Here is a 22,091-nt window from a genome sequence, read left to right on the forward strand (position 1 = left end):
TTTGCTCCTTCGGTTGGGTCGATTTCAGCGTCACGCGACGCGCTCAGGTTTCCGTGCGCGCCAGAACGGCTTGCGTCACCTCCACTGGCGATAGTGCCTTGCTGGCGTAGAGGTCGAGCATCGTCGTGGCACTCAGTTCATTGAGTGCGGTCGTCACGGTTGTCATGGTGTCGTTGCTGGGTGAAGGTGCATCAGCCGGCACCGAATTCGTAGTCCTGGCCCGGCGCGGCCGCAAGCAGGGCTTGCGTGTACGGCTGCCTGGGCGAAAGGAAAATATCGCGGGCGCTTCCCTGCTCGACGATGCGCCCTTGGCGCATGACGATCACGCGGTCGCAAATCTGGCTGGCGACGCGCAGGTCGTGCGTAATGAACAGAATGCCGAGCTTCAGCCGCTGCTGGATGTCGTTGAGCAGCGCGATGATCTGGGCCTGCACGGAAACATCAAGCGCGGACACGGCCTCGTCCGCGATCAGCACCTCGGGGTCGCAGGCGAGCGCGCGCGCAATGCAGATGCGCTGGCGCTGCCCGCCCGAAAACTCGCTGGGATAGCGCTGCAGCGCATCCGGGTTCAGGCGTACCAGGTGCATGAGCTCCTCCGCGCGGGCCCAGGCCTGGCGCGCCGGCACGCCGAAGTTCAGCGGGCCTTCCACGATCGATGCGCCCACCGTCTGGCGCGGGTTCAAGGAACGGTAGGGATCCTGGAACACCACCTGGACCGTGCGCCGGAAGGCGGATATGTCGCGTTTCGCCGCTTTGGCCATGGAGCGCCCCTGCGCCCAGATCTCGCCGGCGGACGGCTCGATCAGCCGCGCGATGCAGCGTGCCACCGTCGATTTTCCCGATCCCGATTCGCCGACGATGCCCACCGTCTCGCCGGCGTGCACCGCCAGCGCGACATCCTGCACCGCCTGCACGATCCCGCGCCTGGCGGGCCAGTTTCCCGTCACATAGGTTTTGGCAAGGCCGCTCGCCTTGAGCAGCGGCGCCGCCGCCTTGACTTCCGGCCGACCGGCAGGGCGCAACCGGGGAACCGCGCCGAGCAGCATCTTCGTGTAAGGCTCCTGCGGGCGGCGCAGCACGGCTTCCTTCGGGCCCTGCTCGATCAGCTCTCCCAGCTGGAGTACCGCGACATCGTCCGCAATCTCCGCGACCACGCCGAAATCGTGGGTGATGAACAGCACGGCGGTGCCGCTCTCGGCCTGCAATTCGCGGATCAGCTTGAGGATTTCGGCCTGGGTCGTGACATCCAGCGCGGTGGTCGGCTCATCGCAGATCAGCAGCGCCGGCCTGAGAATCATCGCGATCGCGATCACGATCCGCTGGCGCTGTCCGCCGGACAACTGATGCGGATATGCGCTGTAGATCCGCTCAGGCTCGGGCAGCCGCGTGCGCGCGAAGATCTCCAGGATGCGCGCGCGGCGCTCTGCCGGCCGCAGATCGGTATGCCAGGCCAGTACCTCGTCCACCTGCGCGCCGCAGGTCATCACCGGGTTGAGTGCCGTCATCGGCTCCTGGAACACCATCGCCATGGCAACCCCGCGTAGCGCGCGCAGGCGCCGCGTGCTGGCTTCAAGCAAGTTCTCGCCCAGAAGCTCGATGCGTCCCGCGCATGGCTTGAGCGTGGGCGGCAGCAGCCCCATGACCGCCTGGGCGATCACTGACTTGCCGGAACCGGATTCACCGAGCAGGCACATGATGCGGCCCGGCGCCACCTCGAAGCTGATGTGCCGCACCGCCAGCGGCCGGTCACTGCCGGCCGGCAGCGTGACCCAGAGGTCCCGCACCGCCAGTACCGGTCCGGTACCCGTCACTGTCGTCCGTTCCATGGCCTGCATCCTTTACCTCCCGCGCTTGCTGAATTTAGGGTCTAGGGTGTCGCGCAGCCCATCGCCCAGCATATTGACGGCCAGCACGCTTGCCGCGAGGAACAGGCCCGGCAGCAATACGGTATGGGGATAGCTGTTGAACTGCGACCGGCCCTCGGCCATGATGTTTCCCCAGGTCGGGATCTCCGGCGGCAATCCGATGCCAAGAAACGACATGCCGGCCTCCACCAGCATGGCGGCGGCGCAAACGTACGTGCCTTGCACGATCAAGGGCCCGATGGCATTAGGCAGGATATGGCGGAACATCAGGGCAGGCACCGTGCTGTCGAGCGCGATGGCAGCCTCCACGTACGGCTCTTCGCGTACCGTCAGCACCACCGATCGCACCAGTCGCGCGACGCGGGGTATCTCGGGCACGGTGATGGCGAAGATCACCGTCATCAGGCTCGGTCGCCACAAAGCCACCAGAACGATGGCGAACAGGGTGCCCGGAATGGCCATCATGCCGTCCATCACGCGCATCACCAACCCGTCGACGCGCCTGAAATAGCCGCAGAACGCCCCGATCGCCAGCCCCAGGCACAGCGACAACACCGCAACCGCACCGCCTACGGCCAGCGAAACGCGTGTCCCGTACAGGACGCGGCTCCAGACGTCCCGGCCCAGGCTGTCGGTGCCGAACAGGAACCAGCGCTGGATCGGTTCGGCGGCGCTAAGGCTGAGGAACTCGCCATGCGTGAGCGGCGCCAGATTGGCGGCGGCCGGATCCATGGACGTGGGATCGATGGTGTAAAGCCATGGCGCGCCGGCCGCGAGGAGCGCCAACAGGATCAGGGCGCCCAAGCCGAGGCGCACACTGGTATTGCACAACGCCAGGCGCCACAAGGAGGGACGGCGCGCCGGCCCGGACGCCCGCAGGGCCGGGAGGCTGCTTGAGAGGAAATCGGTGGACATGTCGGAACCTCAACTGCTCAATAGCTCAATAGCTCAATAGCGATGTTCAATAGCGAATACGCGGATCGAAAAAGATGTAGCTGAGATCGACCAGGAGATTGACCAGCACGTAGACGAAGGAGAAAAACAGCGTCACACCCTGGATTACCGGATAGTCGCGCGACAGGATGGCTTCCACGGTCAATGCGCCCAGGCCTGGAATGGCGAACACCGTCTCGGTGATGACCACGCCGCCGACTAGCAGCGCGACGCCCACGCCGATCACCGTGACAATGGGCACCGCCGCATTGGCCAATGCATGCCGGATCAGCACCCGATACTCGGGGATGCCTTTGGCACGCGCCGTGCGCACGTGATCCTCGGTCAGCGCTTCGGCAACCGCGGCACGCGTGACGCGCGCTATCAGCGCGATGTCGACGATTGACAGCGTCACGGCGGGCACCACCAGCTGACGCAGCCAGGCGCCCAGGCCCTCGGAGAGGCGTGCGTATCCCTGCACCGGCAGCCAGCCGAGCTTGAGCGAAAAACCCCAGATCATCAGATAGCCGACCACGAACACCGGAATCGAAAAACCGAGGACCGAAAAACTCATCAGGCACCGGTCCAGCCAGCCACCATGCCGCCACGCGGCAAGCACCCCGAGCGGCACCGCGATCAGTACCGCCAGCGTGATCGTCACCCCCGCGAGCGCCACCGTCGGCTCGAGCCGCTGCGCGATCAGCTCGCTGACGCTGCGCTTCAGGTAGAACGATTCACCCAGGTCGCCGTGGACAAGGCGGGCCGCCCAGGCCAGGAACTGGTGGGCGAGCGACTGGTCCAGCCCGAGTTGCAGCCGGATTCGTGCGATGTCGGCAGCCGTGCCGGCGTCGCCGACGATCGCCGCGGCAGGGTCTCCCGGCGTCAGCCTCAACATCAGGAAGACAATGAAAGCCACGATCACGAGGACGGGCAAGGTCGCGATCAAGCGACGCAACACGAAGAAGGCCATGGTCAACTCAGAACATTGTTCGCAGGGGCACCCGACGAACGGGTGCCGTTCGGGACGAAGTCATGGAGGGAGTCGCGCCGGGCTGCGCGGCGTGCTGTCGAGGCTGTCCGCTCAGTGCTTGCGGATGTTCCAGTACACGAACGCCGGCGCAGGCACCACGCCGTCCACTACGCCCTTGCGCACCGCCGTTGTCAGCCAGCCCTTGCCAATCGGCGCCATCAACCCGGTCTCGTAGACGCGCAACTGGATCTCTTCGGCCAGGCGCTTTCGCTCAGCCGGATCGGCACTGCCAGAGAACGCCGACTTCAGTTCCTCCAGCTTGTTGTCGGTGGCCCAGCCAAACCACCCCTTCTCGCCGTTCCCCGTGAGGAAGGACATGAACATCGGGTTGAGTAGCGTGGCATCCGGCCACACGCTGATGAAGGCATTCCATCCGCCCTTGTCGGGCGCATCCTTCTTCGCCCGGCGCGTGATCAGGGTGGACCAGTCCATGGTCTGCAGATCCACGTTGAATCCGGCCTGCTTTAGCAACTGCGCATAGACGACGGGATACTTGTTGAGAGAGGCGAGGTCGGATGGATAGAGCAACACCACCGGCTTGCCGTTGTAGCCCGCCTCCTTGAGCAACTGCCTGGCCTTCTCGAACTGCGGCTTGCCGGTGAAGCCGCCGGCATTCTGGCTGGCATACATCGTGCCGCAGGGGTAGATCGAGACGCAGGTGCTATAGAGTTCGCGGTGAAGCCATTGCGCGCGCATCATCGCGTCCTGGTTGATGGCAAGCAATGCCGCCCGCGCGATGCGCGGATCGTTGAACGGCGCAACGAGATGGTTCAGGTGCAGGGTTGCCATGCCGCCAGCCAGCTTCAGCAGCGCTATCGCAGCATTCTTGCGTAGCGCGTCATACTGCCCGGACGGCAACAGTTCGAGCATGTCCACCTCGCCGCTGAGCAGCGCGTTGACCTGCGTCTGCTCGTCCTTGAGGATGACCCATTCGACACGGTCCACATAGACCCGCTTGCCTCCGGCCGTGCCCGACGGGGGTTCCGAGCGCGGGCGGTATTGCGCGTTCCTGACATAAACCACCTTCTCGCCAGGACGGAATTCATCCTTTTTGAAGATGAAGGGGCCGGACCCGGTGTAGTCGTCGATCTGCTTGTCGGCCGGCGTCTCGGCCACCCGCTTGGGCATGATGAACGGCGCGCTGGTGTTCGGCTTGGCAAGGGCATCCAGCACCAGCGGGAACGGCTGGCGAAAGACAAGCCGGAAGCCGTTGGGAGGAACCGCCTCGATCGCTTCCAGCGCGGCGAACATACGCTGGCCGAGCGCATCGCGCTTGGCCCATCGCGAGAGGGAAGCGACAACATCGTCTCCCGTCACCGGCTTGCCGTCGTGGAACGCCAAGCCCGGACGGAGCGTGAAATTCCAGGTCCGGTTGTCCTTGCCGACAGTGAACTTGTCCACCATCTGCGGCTGCACCTTGCCTTGCGCGTCCAGCCCGAACAGCGTGTCATAGATCATGTAGCCATGATTCTGCGAAATAGTGGCCGTGGTCCAGATCGGGTCGAGCACCTTGAGATCCGATGTCGGCACCGTGCGCAGTGTGCTGACCGGCGCTTGCGCGCCCGCGGTGCCGGCGGTGCCGGCGGCGGCTGCGATCAGCAAGGCGGCCGCCCACCCCCTGAACGATTGATAGAGCATGGATATCCCTCCGCGGGAATGAAGAATCTATGCGGCCCGCTTGGGCTTGGCGCTGCCCGGATCGTCGCTGCCGGCATTCTTCGCGCGGCGCTCCAGCGTATCCGTCAACTTGTCGATGCAGCGATTGAAAATCTTGAGCTCGGCCTCGGTCAGCGTCGCAAGAAAATCCTTTTCGAGCGTGTTGCCGCGCTCGTAGGTGCGCTTGACCATGCTCTCGCCCTCGGCGCTCAGGAACAGATTTATCTGCCGGGCATCGACTTCGCCGATCTGCCGCCTCAGCAGCCCTTGCCGCACCAGTGCACTGACGAGCTTCGACACCAGCGTCTTCTCTAGCAAGGAAAGCTCGATGAGCCGGCCCAGGGTCAGGCCTGGCTCCAGCGCAACCAGCCGCAGCACGCGCAGATCCCGCACCGTGACGCCGAATTCGTTCTCGTAATATTGCGAACCCGCCGCTTTGCTCAACTCGCTCAGGCGATCGAGGCGGAACGACAGGTACTCGAGGATGGGATGATCCGAGGCTGGCATATCAGGCTTCAAAAATCAGTAGATATTGACAAACGATTCTCGTTGCAATAGATGCTCGTTGCAACCAAGTACAAATACCTACGCATGGGCGTATCTGGCCTCTCGCAGCAGGCCTGCCGCATCGTGTGGTCTGAGCGGGGAAACCACCTGCTACGTCTTGATGCCCTGCTGACTATCGGCTCCGTCAGGCGCGAGACATTTGCCTGCGCGTGCGAAGCCTAGAGTCGCATCGGTGCGATAGCCCCATGCGGCGGGGCCTACACCACACCGCTTATTGCATCGTTACGCCTTCTATTCCGGTAGTTATGTCGTCTCAGGCACAATACGCCCGCTATAGCAAGCTTATCGGCGCGTGTCTTGACATATCACCCTGATTGTACTACCGTACAAAATAACCGCCTTTACAGGCGCAATGACAATATTAAATACGTTATGCCTGCTATTCGAAGCACATCGACAGGTGATGAAATTGCCGCTGAAATCGGGGTCCGCCTGCGCTCCAAGCGCATAGAACGCAACTTCACGATCGAAGACCTGGCGAAGCGCGCCGGCATCGGCCGGACCGCCCTGGGCGACCTGGAGGCCGGACGGGATGTGCGCGTATCCACGCTGGTAAAGGTGTTGCGAGCGCTGAGCATGATCGGCAGCCTGGACGCAGCCTTCCCGGATACCTTGCCATCAAGCGAAGCGCTGTCTGCGCGAGGCGAAGTCCGCAAGCGCGCCTATAAGCCCAAGGAGCGCTAGTTTGGTGACGCAAAGAAAGTCGCGCTCGCCGCAGCGCGCCCGTCCGGTACAAGGCGTTATCGCCAGCGCCCATGTCCTCATGCGCGGTCAGGCCGTGGGTGTCGTCACTGAGTTCGATAGCGGCCGGATCGGCTTCAACTATGACCTGGAGTACCTGGGCACCGGGGGGCCGAGCATTTCCCCGGAGTTCCTGCCACCCCAGTCTGGCACGTTCGAATTTCCCGAACTGCGGCGGGTCAACGCGTTTCTGGGTCTGCCTGGCGTCCTGGCGGACGCGCTGCCGGACACCTTCGGCAACCTGATCATCAAGAAGTATTTCGAGGACCGAGGCGAGCCTGACAAGGCGATGAGTCCGGTTCAGCGCCTGCTTTATATCGGCGACCGCGCAATGGGGGCGCTCGAGTTCCGGCCCAGGATCGACCGGCGGGCGACGGCAGGCGAGAGCGAAGCCCTTGAGGTTGGCGCACTGGTGGAGGCCGCGCGCAAGCTCGTGGCCGGCGAACAGGATGGCGCGATCCAGGAACTGATGCGGATTGGCGCAAGCGCGGGCGGCGCGCGGGCCAAGGCGCTGATTCTCTGGAACCGTCGGGACAAGCAGATCCGTTCCGCGTTCGTCAAACCGCGCAAGGGCGAGGAAAGCTGGCTGATCAAGTTCGGCGGCGTCGAGTCAGCCAACCCGAATGACCATCACGCCCAGCCTTTCAACCGGGTTGAATATACCTACGCTCTCCTGGCGAAAGAACTCGGCATCGACATGGCGCCGGTCGACTTCATCGAAGAGGACAACGGCAGATTCCACTTCCTGACCAAGCGATTCGATCGCAGCGAAGACGGTGGCCGAGTGCATATGCACAGCCTGGCCGGCCTCACGCACATCGACTACAACATCCCGCGCGCCTACAGCTATGACCAGTACTTCCGCCGGATCCGGGCCTTCCAGATGCCCCATGCAGCGATTGAGGAAGCTTACCGCCGGATGATCTTCAATGTCGTGGGGCGCAACCAGGACGACCACGTGAAGAACTTCGCTTTCCTGATGTCACCCACCGGCGAATGGAGCCTGTCACCGGCCTATGACCTGACGTTCTCCGCAGGCACGGGTTACACGCTGCAGCACCAGATGACCATCGGTGGCAAGGCAGACAATTTCACCGTGGACGACCTCATCGGTTTCGGCAAGAAATTCGATGTGACCGGCCCCAAGGCAGTGATCGAGCGCACCGTCGATGTGTTCAGCGGCTGGGCGGCGCTGGGACGACTCTGGAAAGTGGCACCGAAGGAGATTGAGGCGCGCGCCGGACGCCTGCGCCTGTTTAAACTCTGAGCGCGCAAGCGCAACCATTCCTCGGGGACCAGGGTCGAGACCGTGCACGAGAGATCGGCGCAACTCACGCCGACACTGCTGACGTCCGCCGAACGGCCAATCGATCAAGATGTCGCGCCGCGCGTAGCGCAGCATCCTCCATTCACCGTCGCCGGTTTTCACGGTTGCGCCTATTCCTCATCATTCCTCCGCCCTGTGTCCGGTTTGTTGCGCAAGACACACCTTCCGTACTGAGTCGCGCAATCGCCCGCATGGAATCGCGCCCGGGGCGGCAGCTACTGCGGCGAGCCACGCATCGCCTCGGTCTGACCGAAGCCGGGCGTCCGCACCTGGGCCGGGCCCAAATGGCAAAAGACTTCGACGTAAGGTGAGAGCGCCAACACAAAACTGGCAGGCCGCAAGCCTTTACCGCCGCCGCCGGCCCATGGCGATGCGACAGCTCGCCGGTATGATCGCCTCATACCAAAGGGCAATAGACGCCCCCTTCCCCCGCGCCTAGCCTTACGCTGATCCTCCTGGCAATCCGGTATTGGCCAGGCTGCCTGGCCTGGCCGGGCCTCAAACGCAGACGCAGCGCAGCGCAGGTCGGCGTTTGGATCGGCGCCGCGCACGTCGCTTCTCCGGGTCCTGGCCTTATCGGCGTCAAAGGACAGGAATTCCGCTGGATTCCCGGACTCGGGCCGTTGATCCGCGCATGAGCGGCGCTCACCATGCCCATGTACGCCCCGACAGCGGTTGACTAATACGAAAAGACAATGGCGACGAGCATCATGCAGCCTTAACCTTTGTTCGAGGTGCTTGTGCAGAGATCCGCCACACTCCCGCGCCGCACCCGACCGGGGATCGGCCGTCGCCTGTGCCGCGCCATGCCGGCACGATCCCGCCAACCCAACTTCAGGAAGAAATCATGACCAACGCCAAGCTCGAAGTACTGACCCCGCAAAACAGCCAGCTGATCTTCATCGACCAGCAGCCGCAGATGGCCTTCGGCGTGCAGTCGATGGACCGCCAGGTGTTGAAGAACAACGTGGTCGGACTGGCCAAGGCCGCCAAGATCTTCAACATCCCCACCACCATCACCACGGTGGAAAGCGAATCCTTCTCCGGCTTCACCTATCCCGAGTTGCTGGACGTATTCCCCGGCCAGCAGACGCTGGAACGCACCTCGATGAACTCATGGGACGACCAGAAGGTGCGCGACGCGCTGGCCGCCAACGGCCGCAAGAAGGTCATCGTCGCCGGCCTGTGGACGGAGGTCTGCAACACCACCTTTGCCCTGTGCGCCATGCTCGAAGGCGACTACGAGATCTACATGGTGGCCGACGCCTCCGGCGGCACCACCAAGGAAGCGCACGACTACGCCATGCAGCGCATGGTGCAGGCCGGCGTGGTGCCGGTGACCTGGCAGCAGGTGCTGCTCGAATGGCAGCGCGACTGGGCCCACCGCGACACCTATGACGCCGTGATGAAGGTGGCCAAGGAACACTCGGGCGCCTACGGCATGGGCGTGGACTACGCCTACACCATGGTGCACAAGGCCGAGCAACGTACCGCCACGCCGCACGCCTCGCTCGCGCCGGTGCCGGCACGCTGATTCGCCCACAACACCACCCTTATCTCTCGGGCAGACAAGCATGAGCGCGCAATCCAATCAGCAAGGCATAGCCCTGAACCCATCGCGGCGCGAGTTGCTGGTATCCGGCGCCAGCACGGCCGGCGCCGCCGCCCTCGCGGCCCTGGGCAGCACCGCCGCCGTTGCCGCCGGCAAGCCGCAGGGCCACGCCGCACCCCACCATACCGGAGCAAGCAGCATGAACACCATCACTACCAAGGATGGCACCCGGATCTACTACAAGGACTGGGGCACCGGCCGCCCGGTCGTGTTCTCGCACGGCTGGCCGTTGAACGCCGACGCCTGGGACGCGCAGATGCTGTTCCTGGTGCAGCACGGCTTTCGCGTGATCGCGCATGACCGCCGTGGCCATGGCCGCTCCGACCAGCCCGCCAAGGGCAACGACATGGACACCTATGCCGACGACCTGGCCGCGCTGATCGAAGCCCTGGACCTGAAGGGCGCGGCGCTGGTCGGCCACTCCACCGGCGGTGGCGAGGTGGCCCACTACATCGGGCGCCATGGCACCAAGCGCGTGTCCAAGGCCGTGCTGATCGGCGCGGTGCCGCCGATCATGGTCAAGACCCCGTCCAACCCCGGCGGCCTGCCGATGGACGTGTTCGACGGCATCCGCAAGAGCACGGCTGAAAACCGCTCGCAGTTCTTCAAGGATCTGGCGGTGCCCTTCTTCGGCTTCAACCGTCCCGGCGCCAAGGTCTCGCAAGGCACCATCGATGCGTTCTGGGCGCAGGGCATGACCGGCAGCATCCTGGGCCAGTACCTGTGCATCAAGGAGTTCTCGGAAGTCGACTACACCGAGGACCTGAAGAAGATCGACGTGCCCACGCTGATCCTGCACGGCGATGACGACCAGATCGTGCCGATCGACGATGCGGCCAAGCTCAGCGCCAAGATCGTCAAGAACGCCACGCTGAAGGTCTACCCGGGCGCCTCGCATGGCATGTGCGTGGTGCAAGCCGACAAGGTCAACGCCGACCTGCTGGCCTTCCTCTCGGCCTGATAACATGCCGTCCCGCGACCAGCAGACAGGCCGGGACGGCCTGTGCGCATCCGATGCCTCCCTGTCCTCCTCGCCTTTTGCCTCACTGACCCGCCGACAGTTCATTGCCGGCGCCGCCGCGCTCGGCGCGGCAGCCGCCAGCCGGAGTTTCGCCATGACCCAAACCAGCACGCCCGAGCTCATCCTCGTCAACGGCAAGTTCGCCACGCTCGACCGCGCCAATCCGCAGGCCGAAGCCGTAGCCATCAGCGACGGCAAGTTCATCGCCGTCGGCACCCGGCACGAGATCATGCAACTGGCCGGCGCCGCCACCAAGGTGGTCGACCTGCAAGGCCGCCGCGCCATTCCCGGGCTGATCGACAGCCACATGCACATCATTCGCGGCGGGCTGAACTACAACATGGAGCTGCGCTGGGATGGCGTGCGCTCGCTGGCCGATGCCATGCGCATGCTCAAGGACCAGGTGGCGCGCACGCCCGCGCCGCAGTGGGTACGCGTGGTCGGCGGCTTCACCGAGCATCAGTTCGCCGAAAAGCGCCTGCCGACCATCGAGGAGCTGAACGCGGCGGCGCCGGACACGCCGGTGTTCATCCTGCACCTGTACGACCGCGCCATCCTCAACGGCGCCGCCCTGCGCGCCGTGGGCTATACCAAGGACACGCCGAACCCGCCGGGCGGCGAGATCGTGCACGACAAGGCGGGAAATCCCACCGGCTTGCTGCTCGCCAAGCCAAACGCCACCATCCTCTACGCCACGCTGGCCAAGGGCCCCAAGCTGCCGCCCGAATACCAGAAGAACTCCACGCGCCATTTCATGCGCGAGGTGAACCGTCTTGGCGTGACCGGCGTCATCGACGCTGGCGGCGGCTACCAGAACTACCCGGAGGACTACCACATCATCGAGGAGCTGCACAAGGACGGCCAGCTCACGGTGCGCCTGGCCTACAACCTGTTCACGCAAAAGCCCAAGGACGAGCTCAGCGATTTCAGCGGCTGGTCCAAGCAGATCAAGCCTGGCCAGGGTGACGACCTGTACCGCCACAACGGCGCCGGCGAGATGCTGGTCTACAGCGCCGCCGACTTCGAGGACTTCCGCGTCGAGCGGCCCGACATGCCACCGTCGATGGAAGGCGACCTGGAGCCGGTGATCCGCCTGCTGGCGGAGAACCGCTGGCCCTGGCGCCTGCACGCCACCTACAACGAGACCATCTCCCGCGCGCTGGACGTCTACGAGAAGGTAGCGAAGGATGTGCCCTTCGATGGCTTGCACTGGTTCTTCGACCACGCGGAGACCATCACCGACCGCAACATCGACCGCATCGCGGCGCTGGGCGGCGGCATCGCCGTGCAACACCGCATGGCCTACCAGGGCGAGTATTTCGTCGAGCGCTACGGCGCGCGCGCGGCCGAGGCCACGCCGCCGATCAAGCGCATGCTCGAGCGCGGCGTCAAGGTCGGTGCCGGCACCGATGCCACGCGCGTGGCCTCGTACAACCCGTGGGTGTCGCTGTACTGGCTGACTACCGGCAAGACCGTGGGTGGGCTGTCGATGTATCCGCAAGCGAACCTGCTCGACCGCGAAACGGCGCTGCGGCTGTGGACCGAAGCCAATACCTGGTTCTCCTCCGAGGAGGGCAAGAAGGGCCAGATCCAGGCCGGCCAGCTGGCCGACCTGGCGGTGCTGTCCGCCGACTACTTCAGCGTGCCCGGAGACGAGATCCAGGACATCACCTCGGTGATGACGGTGCTGGGTGGCAAGGTGGTGTATGGCGACGGCGACTTCGACAAGCTCGCACCGGCACTGCCGCCGGCGATGCCCGACTGGTCACCGGCGCGCCACGGCAGCCGTTACCAGGCACGCCCGCTCGCGGTGACGGCCTCCTGCTGCGCCACGGCCTGCGGACTGCACGGCCATGGGCACGCGAAGGCATGGACCGCTGAGGTGCCGGCCTCGGACGAGAGTACCTTCTGGGGCGCGCTGGGCTGTTCGTGCTGGGCCTTCTGAGCCGGGGAGCATCGTCATGAACCGTCCCGCTTCCGCCTTCGCGCCGGCCGCCGGCGCCGTGCGTCCGCCGGCATGGCTGCGCTGGCTTGCACTGCTGGCGCTGTGCGCCGCCTACCTGCAAGGCGGCCTGGTCAAGGTCATGAACTTCGCCGGCGCCATCGGCGAGATGCAGCACTTTGGCCTCGCGCCGGCGGCGCCGCTGGCAGCCGCGGTGATCGCGCTGGAGCTGGGCGCGTCGCTGATGATCCTGTGCGGCTTCTACCGCTGGCTCGGCGCACTGGCGCTGGCGGTCTTCACGCTGCTGGCGACCCTGCTGGCCAACCGCTTCTGGGCGGCGCCGCCAGCCGAGCAGTTCATGCTGGCCAACGCCTTCTTCGAGCATGTCGGCCTGGCCGGCGGCTTCGTGCTGGTGGCATGGGAAGACCTCGCCCGCCGCGCGGCCGGGAAAGCAGCTTGAAGCTGGCCATGGCCCGCCCATGCCGCGAGATCCGCAACCCACACTGAACTCAGAATATTGGAAATGCGATGAAGCTCTATATCGTTTCGCTTGGCGCCGGCATCCTCGTCGGCATCATCTACGCCCTGCTGCAGGTCCGCTCGCCCGCTCCGCCCGTGGTCGCGTTGATCGGGCTGCTCGGCATGCTGATCGGCGAGCAGGTCGTGCCGCCGATCAAGCGCATGCTGGCAGGCGAGCCCGTCACCGCCGCCTGGTTCCACGCCGAGTGCGTACCCAAGATCACCGGCACACCGCCGCCGGCAACCTTGGTCGCGGCCCGCGACGGCATACCACCAGCGCCGCGCGGCACCACTGATTCGCGCTGAGCCCGCCTCACAAGCCAAGCCTTCCGGCGATTCAAGGCTGTACCTGCGCTGCTCCCGCAGCCATCCGCTGCAAGCGCAGGTCTTCCGCGCGCGCCTCGGCCAGTAGCTGATTCCAGTCGTCTGGAGGGTGGCCGCTTTCCAGCATCTTGCGGAATACGCGGTAGGCGTCGTCGCTGCTCTCGCAGGCGCGCTTGGTGTCTTCATCGTTGACCCAGGCAAATACGATTACCCTGCTTTGCGCGTGGTAGCGAAAGAACAGCCGGTACTGTTGAAAGAACTTGGCCCGGAACCAATGTTTGTGATCGTCGCCGAGAGTGCCGCGCTGCCGGTATTCCGGCCGTGCCGGGTCCTGCGCGATCACCTCGAACGCCAGCCTGGTGATCGCCGCCAGCCGTTTGCTGGCGTTCTTCTTCACGTAGCCGGTTGGGTCTCTTTGCTTGAGCGCTTCGACTTGTCGGGTCAGCCCCTCAAGTTGAGCGAGAAACAGCGGATGGGCGAAAACAGTCCAACCGTTGATGATCAAAGGCGCAGGCTGACTCGCGCTCATTCATCGTCAGCCGAAAGGGCGGCATCAAGATCCACTTCGATGCCACCGACCAGCGACTGGATGCGCCGCACGAAACTGGCATCGACGGCCTGCAGGCGCTCTGGATGGCTGGCGATGTCGCGGACCAGGAAACTCAGGAAGTTGCCCAGCACCGGATCGTCCCCCTCGGGGGCCTCGGCGCGCGTCAGCACGACTTCGCCGCCGGGGCGGATCGTGTAGTGGATCTTGTCGCGCTTGCCCAGCCGCAGGGCGCGGCGCACGGTTTCCGGCACGGTGGTCTGATAGCGGTCGGTCAGCGTGGATTCGACTTCAAGGGTGGCAGCCATGGGGCTCTCAGGTCAAAGGAGTGGATGCCCTGCACGGTAATGCGATTGCCTTACCGCGTCAATGCAAGTGCATTGCCTCCGACGTGTGTCATCCTGCCCCCAAGCCCGGATGGAGACGTCCTACCAACCACATCTCGATGGCGTTTTCTTCACTTTTCTCCATGAGGGGCCACCAGAACGGCGGCCGAAATGGGCCCACATTCCACAATCCACAAGCCTCGGCGCCTGGTCGGGACGGATGCGAGGCTGCCAGCACGCGGCGGCTGCAGACCATGTCAGCAGGTCCAGCGCGTGCCGGCGCAGGCGCGGATGGAGGCGGTCAGCGATGCAAACGAATGCAGGGTCAAGTTTTCCCCCGGGTGGTCGATAGAGAAGATCACGGCTTGGGTCTGTGACCGGCCAGGCGCACGCACGCGCATGCGGATCGCTTACGACCATAGGAAAAGACAAACATGGAGCTAGTAGTGAGTATTGATAGCATCATGTCCAAAAAGCTCGTCACCGTCGTGTTCGACGACACGTTGGAAACGATCAAGAACATCTTCGACGAGGCGAAGTTCCATCACCTGCTCGTCGTCGAGGACGGGAAGCTGCATGGTGTTGTATCGGACCGCGATCTGCTGCGCGCGATGAGCCCGTTTATAGGCAGCACGGTAGAGTCGGCCAGGGACGTCAATACCCTCAAGAAGCGCGTGCACCAGATCATGACGCGCAAGCCGGTAACGCTGCGCCCGGAGGCCGGGATTGCCGATGCCATTGCACTATTTCTCGCCCACCAGGTCTCGTGCATTCCCGTCGTCGACGAGCAGTTTCGGCCGGTTGGCATCGTGAGTTGGCGGGACATCCTGCGATCGTTGGCGGCAAGTTCCACGCCGCCGGATAGCGCCGCATAGGAAGGGCATGGCATCCGAGATATCCGGGCGGGAAGTACTGTCCTCCTCCTTGCAGTACGGCTGCTACGCGTAATGCACCGTTCCGATGCCGACGCGACGGGATCCGCCACCCTCGTCGGGCATCGCGCCGCTTTCGAGTGCCTCGATCGCCTCCTCCAGCGCTTGCCTCACATCCTCGCGCCGTTTTGGCAGCGCCGATAGCAGATCGCGCAGTCCGGACACAACGCAGATCTCGGCCAGCGCCAGGACAGCCTGCTGCCGCACATGGGGATCGCTGTCGCCAAAGCTGCCCGTCAGCAGCGGCAGCACCTTGCCGGGCGTGAAGAAGCTCAGCGCCCAGACGATGCGGCGCCGGACATCCGGCGAAAGCTCACGCTTGAGCCGCGACGCCAATGGCGGAACCGCCTCATCGTCACCGATGGCCGCCAGCGCCAACGCCGCCTCGCCACGCACCGCATCGTCGTCATCCCCCAGCAGTCCAAGCAGCAGCGGCATGGTGCTTCGCGTCGATGCGGCTGATGGCCTCGATGATCTTGCACCAAGCCTCCTCGTCGCCGTCGCTCAGCGCACCGGCAAAAAACGGGACGGCCCGCGCATCGCGCAAGCTGGCGAGCGCGCCGCAGACGCTGCGCCTGACGTTCGGCTCGGCATCGCTCAGCGCACGGCAGAGGCTTTGCAGCGTGGCCTTGGTGTCGGGATGCGCCGCCCACGGGAGGCTGCCGAGCGAGTCGATCAGATGTTGCGTGGCGCCCGCATGCCGCATCTCGCCCAGCGCATTGACCGCGTAATTTCGGACTTCTTCGTCCGGATCGCTGAAGATGCGGTCGGCGAGGGTGTCGATGGCTTGATGCACCTGCATCGAACCCAGGGCGATCACGGCCTGCAGCCGCACGCCAGCCACCTCGTCGTTTGGCGCAACCATGAGCGCCGGGATGGCCTCCGGCGACTGGCTCGCCAGGGCCGAAGCCGCGGCCGCCCGGATCGACGCATCGCGGTCGCCCGCCAACGCCCGATGCACGGCCTGCGCCGCTTGCGCATGCGTCGCCATGTCGTAGTGCCCGAGCGCATGGATCGCGCTGGCGCGGATGTACGGGTCTTCGTCCCGCGCCGCGGCCAGCAACGGCGCAACAAACGCATCGGCCGTCCCCGGATCGGTGAGGCTGACGTTCGCACCGCGCCGTTCGTCAGGGGGCTGCGCCCTCAAGAACGCGATCAGGTCTTCGATTTCGCCCGGCGCACGCCCCTCTTCGCCGGCCCGATCGTCAGCAGCGGCATCTCGATTGCCAGCCAGGGCCGCTTTCGCGCGCATCATCACGCATGTGCCGGCCTCCGGAGCTTTCCTCGTGTCGTTCTCCGCAACCGGCAACGCGCGCAGTCGCCGCCCGTTGAACAGCGCATCGGACGCGCAGTCAATGCGCCGGATTTCCTTGATATCTATCATGATGTCTATCACGATCCTTGATCCGTGCGGCCACTTCCTGTGCCGTGCGTGGGAAGAACCCAGAAGACATTCAGCGCCGCGGTTCTCCCCTTCAAGCCGCGCGCTGCAGCGGCAATTTGCGGCTGGCCTCGAACAGCGGCGCGCAACGATCCGCGGCCAGGCGGATGCGTTCGGCCAGCGCGGCGCTGCTGACCTGGTAATTGTGGAAATCCCCCGGGCTGCCATACACGCCGATGGGCAGCGTGAGCGCCTGCAGGAAGCCGAACAGCGGCCGCAACTGATGCTCCAGCACCAGCGCGTGGCGGTCGCTGCCGCCCGTCGCCCCCAGCAGCACCGGCTTGTCCACCAGCGCTTGCTGCCCCACCAGGTCGAAAAGGTGCTTGAAGTGGCCGGGATAAGAACCGCGATACACCGGCGCGGCCACCACCAGCAGGTCCGCGGACTCGATGGCGACCAGCTGGTTTTCAATCTCGGCCGGCAGCTCCGCGCGCGACAGCGCCGCGCCCAGCGGACGCGCGATGTCGCCGAGATTGACGATATGGCTTTGCAAATGCAGCCGGCTATCCAGCTCCGTGAGCAGTGCCTGCACGAGCGCGAGCGTGCGCGAGGGCTGCTGCGCGCTGCCGTTGACGGCGACCACTTTCAGCGGTGTAGCCATGGGATGAACCTCCTGTCGATATCGATGGTTTGTGGTTTCACGCGCGGGGCGCATTTCATTGCCGGCCATGCGTCAGGCAAGCAGCAAGCCCGCGTGAATGGCCAAGTTCTTTACCTGTGCGCCATTCCTGGCGCGGATCCGCGCCGCTCTCCCGGAGCACACTGTCGATCTGCTATTGCTGGTGCGACAGTGTGGAGAGAGGGCGTAGCCACCGCAGCCGTCTTGGGCACGCGCTGACAAGTCCCTCACGATAGCGCAATGGAATTGGCCGTCGAAGGATGAATTTCGTCTATGCATAGACACGCGAGACGCATATAGGCATGCGGGCTTTGCATCCCCACCCGGCCCCCACAGAGGGTGCCGAAGATGGGTGCCGGCTCCAACCTGAAAACGCTGCGGCGAAGCATGCAAAGCGAAGGGGGCCCTGCTTGCGGGACCCACTTCGTTCATGCCTTGCCGGATATTTGCCCGGGTCCGCGAGCCCGGGTCCACGACATCGGCATGGAGCGGACCGGGCACGGCCAGCCTGCCAGCCGGCCTTAAGCGTTTCTTAAGCCGCTGTGCCCTATCCTTGTCGCATCGCCAGAATCCAACGCTCCCGATGCCGACGCTCCTTGCCCTGAACCTCACACTGTTCCAGTGCCTGAACGCCCCCGCCGGGCTGTCTGGCGCCGGCCTCTGGGTGGCCGCTTTCCTTGCCGAAGGGCTGATCGCAGGCGCGCCGCTGGTGCTGGCCGCAGGCTGGCTGCGCGCGCGGCCGGGCGAGCGCCAGATGGTGACGAGCGCCCTGGCGGCCGTGGCGCTGGGCGGGCTCTGCTCGACCCTGCTCGGCCTGCTGCTGCCGATGCCGCGGCCCTTCATGGCGGGCATCGGGCATACCTACCTGGCACATGCCGCCGACCCCTCCTTCCCGAGCGACCACGTCACGCTGCTGGCCACGCTGGCGTTGGTCCTGCTGCGCGCGCCCGGCAGGGCCCAACGCCTGAGCGGGACCGGCTTGCTGGTAGCCGCGGCATTCACGGGCTGGGCCCGCGTCTTCCTCGGCGTACACTTTCCACTGGACATCGTCGGCGCATTTGCGATAGCAGCATGCTGCGCGGCCGTGGCTACGTCTGCCCTCACGCGCCCGCTGCTTGCCGCTGTCACGGTGCGCGCGGAGCAACTCTACCGGCACCTGCTGGCCTACCCCATCGCACGCGGATGGCTCAACCCATGACAACGGCTGACACGATGCCCCACCTCGCCAGCGCTGACGCACTGCCGTCAATGCGCGATGCCGACGCCAGCCTGGGCATCAACGGCCTTGAAGGCGCTGGCCGCGGGCCCTTCAGCCTCACCGTCGCGCCCGGCAGTTGCGTGATCCTGTCCGGCGCATCCGGCGCGGGCAAGAGCCTGCTATTGCGCATGATCGCCGATCTCGATCCCAATCGCGGGCAGGTCCGGCTAGGCCAGTCCCCGCGCGAGAGCATGAGCGGGCCGGCCTGGCGGCGCCAGGTCATTTACGTGGCGGCCGAGTCCGGCTGGTGGGGCGACGACGTGCTTGAACATATGACGGACGTGCCGGCCGCCCAGGCGCTGCTGGCGCGGCTGCGCCTGCCCGCGGACATCCTGGGCGCGCCCGTGAGCCGCCTGTCCACCGGCGAGCGCCAGCGCCTCGCGCTGATCCGCGCGCTGGTGCGCCGTCCGCGCTTCCTGCTGCTCGATGAACCAACCTCTGCGCTGGACGCCGAGACCACGCTGGCCGTCGAAGCGCTGCTGCACGACTGCAAGGCGCAGGGGCTAGGGCTGCTGATCGTCTCGCACAATCCCGCGCAGGCGGCACGCCTGCAGGACCGGCACTATCGCCTCGGCGCCGCCGGGCTGGAAGCGGTGCCGGCATGAGCCCGATCCCGCTCACAGCCTATGACCTGGCGCTGGCCAGCCTGCTGGTGCTGGCCGGCGCGGGCGCCTCGCTGGTGATGTCGCTGGACGTGCACCGCAGCCTGCTCTGGGCCGCCGGCCGCATGGTGGTGCAACTGCTGCTGGTCGGCCTGGTGCTGCGCACGGTGTTTGGCTTGTCATCGCCGCTGGTAACCGCGTTGACCGTAGCCGCCATGATCGCGGCAGCCGCCCGGGAGGTGGGCAGCCGGCAGGAGCGCCGCCTGGCCGGGCCCTGGCACGCGCTGATCGGTGCCGCCGCCGTGAGCCTGCCGACGCTGCTGGTAACCGTGCTGGCGCTGACCACGGCCTTGCGCCCGACGCCCTGGTACGACGCCCGCCACGCGATCCCGCTGGCCGGCATCATCCTGGGCAATGTGATGAACGCCGCGAGCCTGGCGCTCAACGGCGCCTTTACCGCGGTCTGGCACCAGCGCGCGGCCATCGATGCGCGCCTGGCGCTGGGCGACGACCGCCAGGCGGCGCTGCGCGTGATCGTGCGCCAGGCGGTGCGCAGCGGCATGCTGCCCACCATGAACACCATGGCGGCGGCCGGCATCATCACCATGCCGGGCATCATGACTGGCCAGATCCTGGCCGGGATGGATCCGATCGCCGCGGCCCGGTACCAGATCCTGCTGATGTTCCTGCTCGCCGGCGGCAGCATGCTGGGCGTGATCCTGGCGGCCACGCTGGCGGTCCGGCGGCTGACCGACCACCGCCACCGCTTGCGCCTGGACCGGCTGCAACGCCGTTGAACCCAAGGCATCCACTGATCACCAACCAAGGAACCCATGCCATGCGCCTGCTGCTGGTGGAAGACGACCCGATGATCGGCGAGAGCGTAGAGGAAGGCCTGCGGGCCGAAGGCTACGCGGTCGACTGGGTCAGGGATGGCCGCCTCGCCGATGCCGCGCTAGCCGCCAATGCGCCCGGCACCTACGACGCCGTGCTGCTCGACCTTGGCCTGCCCGGGCGCTCCGGCGAGGCGGTGCTGCGGCAACTGCGCGCCCGCGGGCTGGCACTGCCGGTGCTGATCCTGACCGCGCGCGACGCCACCGCCGACCGCGTGCGCGGCCTGGATGCCGGCGCCGACGATTACCTGGTCAAGCCGTTTGACCTCGATGAGTTGTTCGCGCGCATCCGGGCCCTGCTGCGCCGTAGCGCCGGACGCGTCAGCACCGAGCTGGCGCATGGCCCGGTGCGCCTGGACCCGGCCACACGCGAGGTACGCCGCACCGGCGAGATCGTGGCGCTGTCGATGCGCGAGTTCATGGTGCTGCAGGCCTTGATGGAGCAGCCGGGCCACGTTGTGACCCACGAGCGCCTGCGCGAGGCGGTCTACAACATGAACGAGGAAATCAGCAGCAATACAGTGGAAGTCCATATCCATGCGCTGCGCAAGAAGCTTGGCGCCGACTTTATCCGCAATGTGCGCGGTGTCGGCTACAAGCTGGGCGGTCCGGCATGAGAACGATCCGCGCCCAGTTGCTGGCCGGCCTGCTCGGGGCCATGCTCGCATGCGCCCTGGTGGCGGGCGCGGCCGCCTATTTCAAGGTGCGCCGCGAAGCCAACGAGGTCTTCGACGCGCAACTGCAGCAAGCGGCGCGCATGTTGCCGACACATCTGCAGCGCGACGCCACGCCGCCGCTGGACGGCAGCGAACTTGACGAGGAGATCGTGGTGCAGGCCTGGGATGTGCAGGGCCGCCAGATCTACGCCTCGCACCCGGTCACGCTGCCGCGCGCGGACCTGCCCGGCTTTCATGACCTGCAGGCGCACGGCAGCGAATGGCGCATCTACGGCGTGCTCGCCGGGGATCGCTACGTGCAGGCCGCGCAATCGGTGGTGTTTCGCCGCAAGCTGGCGGCCTCGCTGTCGCTTGGCGCGCTGCTGCCCATCCTGGCGCTGGTGCCAGTGCTTGGCTTGCTGATCCACCTGGTGGTCAGGCGCTCGCTGCGCCCGGTCGAGGAGATCGCGCGCGCGGTCGGCAGCCGCTCGGCAAACACCCTGGCGCCGCTGGACGCGCACGGCTGGCCGCCGGAACTGGTGCCGGTGGTGGAAGCCCTCAATGCCCTGCTGGCCCGCCTGCAGCAATCCATGGACACCCAGCGCGCCTTTGTCGCCGACGCCGCGCACGAACTGCGCACGCCGCTCACCGCGCTCAAGCTGCAGCTGCAGCTGGCCCTGCGCGCCGACAGCGAAGACAAGCAGAAACTGGCGCTCGCCAAGCTGGGCGAGCGCCTGGACCGCACCACGCACCTGGTAGCGCAGTTGCTGACGCTGGCACGCAGCGAAGACGGCGCCCCTGCCACCCAGGCCCCGCTCGCCGACGTGCGCTTGCGCGACGTGGCGGTGCAGGTGGTGCGTGAGCTGCTGCCCATGGCCGAAGCCAAGGATGTGGACCTCGGCCTGGATGCGAGCGCGCCCGAATGCCGGGTGCGCGGCGTGGATGGCGATCTCTTCATCCTGCTGCGCAACCTCGCCGACAATGCGATCCGCTATACCAGCCCGGGCGGCCGGGTCGACCTGCGCATCGAATGGCGCAACGGCGCGCCCATGCTGGGCGTGAGCGACACCGGCCCGGGCATTGCGCCGGCCGAGCGTGACAATGTGTTCCGCCGCTTTCATCGCGGCGCCGCCAGCGACGCGCATGGCAGCGGACTGGGCCTGGCGATCGTGCAGAGCATCGCCGCGCGCCATGGCGCCACGGTGTTGCTGGAGGATGGCCCGGCGGGCCGCGGGCTCACGGTGGCCGTGGTGTTCCCGGCGCAAAACGGTGCGTGAAAG

25 protein-coding genes are annotated in these 22,091 nt (G+C 65.9%); 14 read left to right on the forward strand and 11 right to left on the reverse strand.

Going from position 1 to position 22,091, the window contains the following annotated elements; genetic code table 11:
• Positions 1–43: 43 nt before the first annotated feature.
• The 6 genes from RR42_RS41540 to RR42_RS30260 form a co-directional block, all read right to left on the reverse strand.
• The gene (locus tag RR42_RS41540; protein ID WP_269083402.1) at positions 44–166 is read right to left on the reverse strand and encodes a hypothetical protein; all 123 of its coding nucleotides are present in this window, start codon (positions 164–166) and stop codon (positions 44–46) included.
• 25 nt (positions 167–191) lie between these two features.
• Positions 192–1,826: an ABC transporter ATP-binding protein gene (locus RR42_RS30240; RefSeq protein WP_043358217.1), complete on the reverse strand. Its 1,635-nt coding sequence runs from the start codon at positions 1,824–1,826 to the stop codon at positions 192–194.
• A gap of 12 nt (positions 1,827–1,838) precedes the next feature.
• Positions 1,839–2,780, reverse strand: a complete 942-nt coding sequence (locus RR42_RS30245) for an ABC transporter permease (protein ID WP_043355442.1) — start codon at positions 2,778–2,780, stop codon at positions 1,839–1,841.
• A 46-nt stretch (positions 2,781–2,826) separates the two neighbouring features.
• Positions 2,827–3,768 (reverse strand): ABC transporter permease, encoded by a 942-nt coding sequence (locus tag RR42_RS30250; protein WP_043355444.1) that lies wholly within the window; start codon positions 3,766–3,768, stop codon positions 2,827–2,829.
• 111 nt (positions 3,769–3,879) lie between these two features.
• The gene (locus tag RR42_RS30255) at positions 3,880–5,466 is read right to left on the reverse strand and encodes an ABC transporter substrate-binding protein (RefSeq protein ID WP_043355446.1); all 1,587 of its coding nucleotides are present in this window, start codon (positions 5,464–5,466) and stop codon (positions 3,880–3,882) included.
• Positions 5,467–5,493: 27 nt separating this feature from the next.
• Positions 5,494–5,991 carry a MarR family winged helix-turn-helix transcriptional regulator gene (locus tag RR42_RS30260; protein WP_043355448.1) on the reverse strand — a complete coding sequence of 166 codons (498 nt, stop codon included), beginning with the start codon at positions 5,989–5,991 and terminating at the stop codon, positions 5,494–5,496.
• A gap of 357 nt (positions 5,992–6,348) precedes the next feature.
• On the opposite strand from RR42_RS30260, the gene RR42_RS30265 reads away from it, so the two are divergent.
• The 8 genes from RR42_RS30265 (at position 6,349) to RR42_RS30295 (ending at position 13,519) form a co-directional block, all read left to right on the forward strand.
• Positions 6,349–6,735 (forward strand): helix-turn-helix domain-containing protein, encoded by a 387-nt coding sequence (locus tag RR42_RS30265; protein WP_236702077.1) that lies wholly within the window; start codon positions 6,349–6,351, stop codon positions 6,733–6,735.
• Between the two features lie 4 nt (positions 6,736–6,739).
• Positions 6,740–8,059, forward strand: coding sequence for a type II toxin-antitoxin system HipA family toxin (locus RR42_RS30270; protein ID WP_236702078.1), 1,320 nt, complete (start codon positions 6,740–6,742; stop codon positions 8,057–8,059).
• A gap of 164 nt (positions 8,060–8,223) precedes the next feature.
• A complete protein-coding gene (locus RR42_RS41845; RefSeq protein ID WP_419188894.1) occupies positions 8,224–8,430 on the forward strand; it encodes a helix-turn-helix domain-containing protein in 207 nt (68 codons plus the stop codon).
• A 536-nt stretch (positions 8,431–8,966) separates the two neighbouring features.
• Positions 8,967–9,653: a hydrolase gene (locus tag RR42_RS30275; RefSeq protein ID WP_043355453.1), complete on the forward strand. Its 687-nt coding sequence runs from the start codon at positions 8,967–8,969 to the stop codon at positions 9,651–9,653.
• 217 nt (positions 9,654–9,870) lie between these two features.
• Positions 9,871–10,692, forward strand: a complete 822-nt coding sequence (locus tag RR42_RS30280) for an alpha/beta fold hydrolase (protein WP_043358219.1) — start codon at positions 9,871–9,873, stop codon at positions 10,690–10,692.
• Positions 10,693–10,846: 154 nt separating this feature from the next.
• Positions 10,847–12,697: an amidohydrolase gene (locus RR42_RS30285; RefSeq protein WP_043358220.1), complete on the forward strand. Its 1,851-nt coding sequence runs from the start codon at positions 10,847–10,849 to the stop codon at positions 12,695–12,697.
• A gap of 16 nt (positions 12,698–12,713) precedes the next feature.
• Complete coding sequence (locus RR42_RS30290; protein ID WP_043355456.1) at positions 12,714–13,154, forward strand: DoxX family protein; 441 nt, start codon at positions 12,714–12,716, stop codon at positions 13,152–13,154.
• A 68-nt stretch (positions 13,155–13,222) separates the two neighbouring features.
• Positions 13,223–13,519 carry a XapX domain-containing protein gene (locus RR42_RS30295; RefSeq protein WP_043355459.1) on the forward strand — a complete coding sequence of 99 codons (297 nt, stop codon included), beginning with the start codon at positions 13,223–13,225 and terminating at the stop codon, positions 13,517–13,519.
• Positions 13,520–13,550: 31 nt separating this feature from the next.
• On the opposite strand, the gene RR42_RS30300 is transcribed toward RR42_RS30295, so the two are convergent.
• Both RR42_RS30300 and RR42_RS30305 read right to left on the reverse strand, forming a co-directional pair.
• The gene (locus RR42_RS30300; RefSeq protein ID WP_043355464.1) at positions 13,551–14,066 is read right to left on the reverse strand and encodes a type II toxin-antitoxin system YhaV family toxin; all 516 of its coding nucleotides are present in this window, start codon (positions 14,064–14,066) and stop codon (positions 13,551–13,553) included.
• Positions 14,063–14,392: a type II toxin-antitoxin system PrlF family antitoxin gene (locus RR42_RS30305; protein ID WP_043355466.1), complete on the reverse strand. Its 330-nt coding sequence runs from the start codon at positions 14,390–14,392 to the stop codon at positions 14,063–14,065. Before RR42_RS30305 ends, RR42_RS30300 begins: the two co-directional genes overlap by 4 nt.
• A gap of 482 nt (positions 14,393–14,874) precedes the next feature.
• On the opposite strand from RR42_RS30305, the gene RR42_RS30310 reads away from it, so the two are divergent.
• Positions 14,875–15,285 (forward strand): CBS domain-containing protein, encoded by a 411-nt coding sequence (locus tag RR42_RS30310; protein WP_419188895.1) that lies wholly within the window; start codon positions 14,875–14,877, stop codon positions 15,283–15,285.
• A 63-nt stretch (positions 15,286–15,348) separates the two neighbouring features.
• Here the strand turns inward: RR42_RS30310 and RR42_RS30315 are convergent, their stop codons facing one another.
• The 3 genes from RR42_RS30315 to msuE form a co-directional block, all read right to left on the reverse strand.
• Complete coding sequence (locus RR42_RS30315; RefSeq protein ID WP_043355467.1) at positions 15,349–15,780, reverse strand: HEAT repeat domain-containing protein; 432 nt, start codon at positions 15,778–15,780, stop codon at positions 15,349–15,351.
• A complete protein-coding gene (locus RR42_RS30320) occupies positions 15,749–16,726 on the reverse strand; it encodes a HEAT repeat domain-containing protein (RefSeq protein WP_043355470.1) in 978 nt (325 codons plus the stop codon). The genes RR42_RS30315 and RR42_RS30320 overlap by 32 nt, the downstream gene beginning before the upstream one ends.
• Positions 16,727–16,817: 91 nt before the next feature.
• On the reverse strand, positions 16,818–17,384 hold the full coding sequence (gene msuE, locus RR42_RS30325) for an FMN reductase (protein ID WP_043355473.1): 567 nt from the start codon (positions 17,382–17,384) through the stop codon (positions 16,818–16,820).
• A 601-nt stretch (positions 17,385–17,985) separates the two neighbouring features.
• On the opposite strand from msuE, the gene RR42_RS30330 reads away from it, so the two are divergent.
• From RR42_RS30330 to RR42_RS30350, 5 genes are read left to right on the forward strand one after another with little or no spacing between them, the layout of a single operon-like run.
• On the forward strand, positions 17,986–18,600 hold the full coding sequence (locus tag RR42_RS30330) for a phosphatase PAP2 family protein (protein WP_043355475.1): 615 nt from the start codon (positions 17,986–17,988) through the stop codon (positions 18,598–18,600).
• On the forward strand, positions 18,597–19,265 hold the full coding sequence (locus tag RR42_RS30335) for an ABC transporter ATP-binding protein (RefSeq protein ID WP_330218529.1): 669 nt from the start codon (positions 18,597–18,599) through the stop codon (positions 19,263–19,265). The genes RR42_RS30330 and RR42_RS30335 overlap by 4 nt, the downstream gene beginning before the upstream one ends.
• Positions 19,262–20,059, forward strand: coding sequence for an ABC transporter permease (locus tag RR42_RS30340; RefSeq protein ID WP_043355478.1), 798 nt, complete (start codon positions 19,262–19,264; stop codon positions 20,057–20,059). The genes RR42_RS30335 and RR42_RS30340 overlap by 4 nt, the downstream gene beginning before the upstream one ends.
• 41 nt (positions 20,060–20,100) lie before the next feature.
• Complete coding sequence (locus RR42_RS30345; RefSeq protein ID WP_043355480.1) at positions 20,101–20,772, forward strand: response regulator transcription factor; 672 nt, start codon at positions 20,101–20,103, stop codon at positions 20,770–20,772.
• Entirely contained in the window at positions 20,769–22,088 is a 1,320-nt protein-coding gene (locus RR42_RS30350; RefSeq protein WP_043355481.1) for an ATP-binding protein, read from the forward strand. Before RR42_RS30345 ends, RR42_RS30350 begins: the two co-directional genes overlap by 4 nt.
• Positions 22,089–22,091: the final 3 nt, after the last annotated feature.

The organism is Cupriavidus basilensis (assembly GCF_000832305.1).
Lineage (GTDB): Bacteria > Pseudomonadota > Gammaproteobacteria > Burkholderiales > Burkholderiaceae > Cupriavidus > Cupriavidus basilensis_F.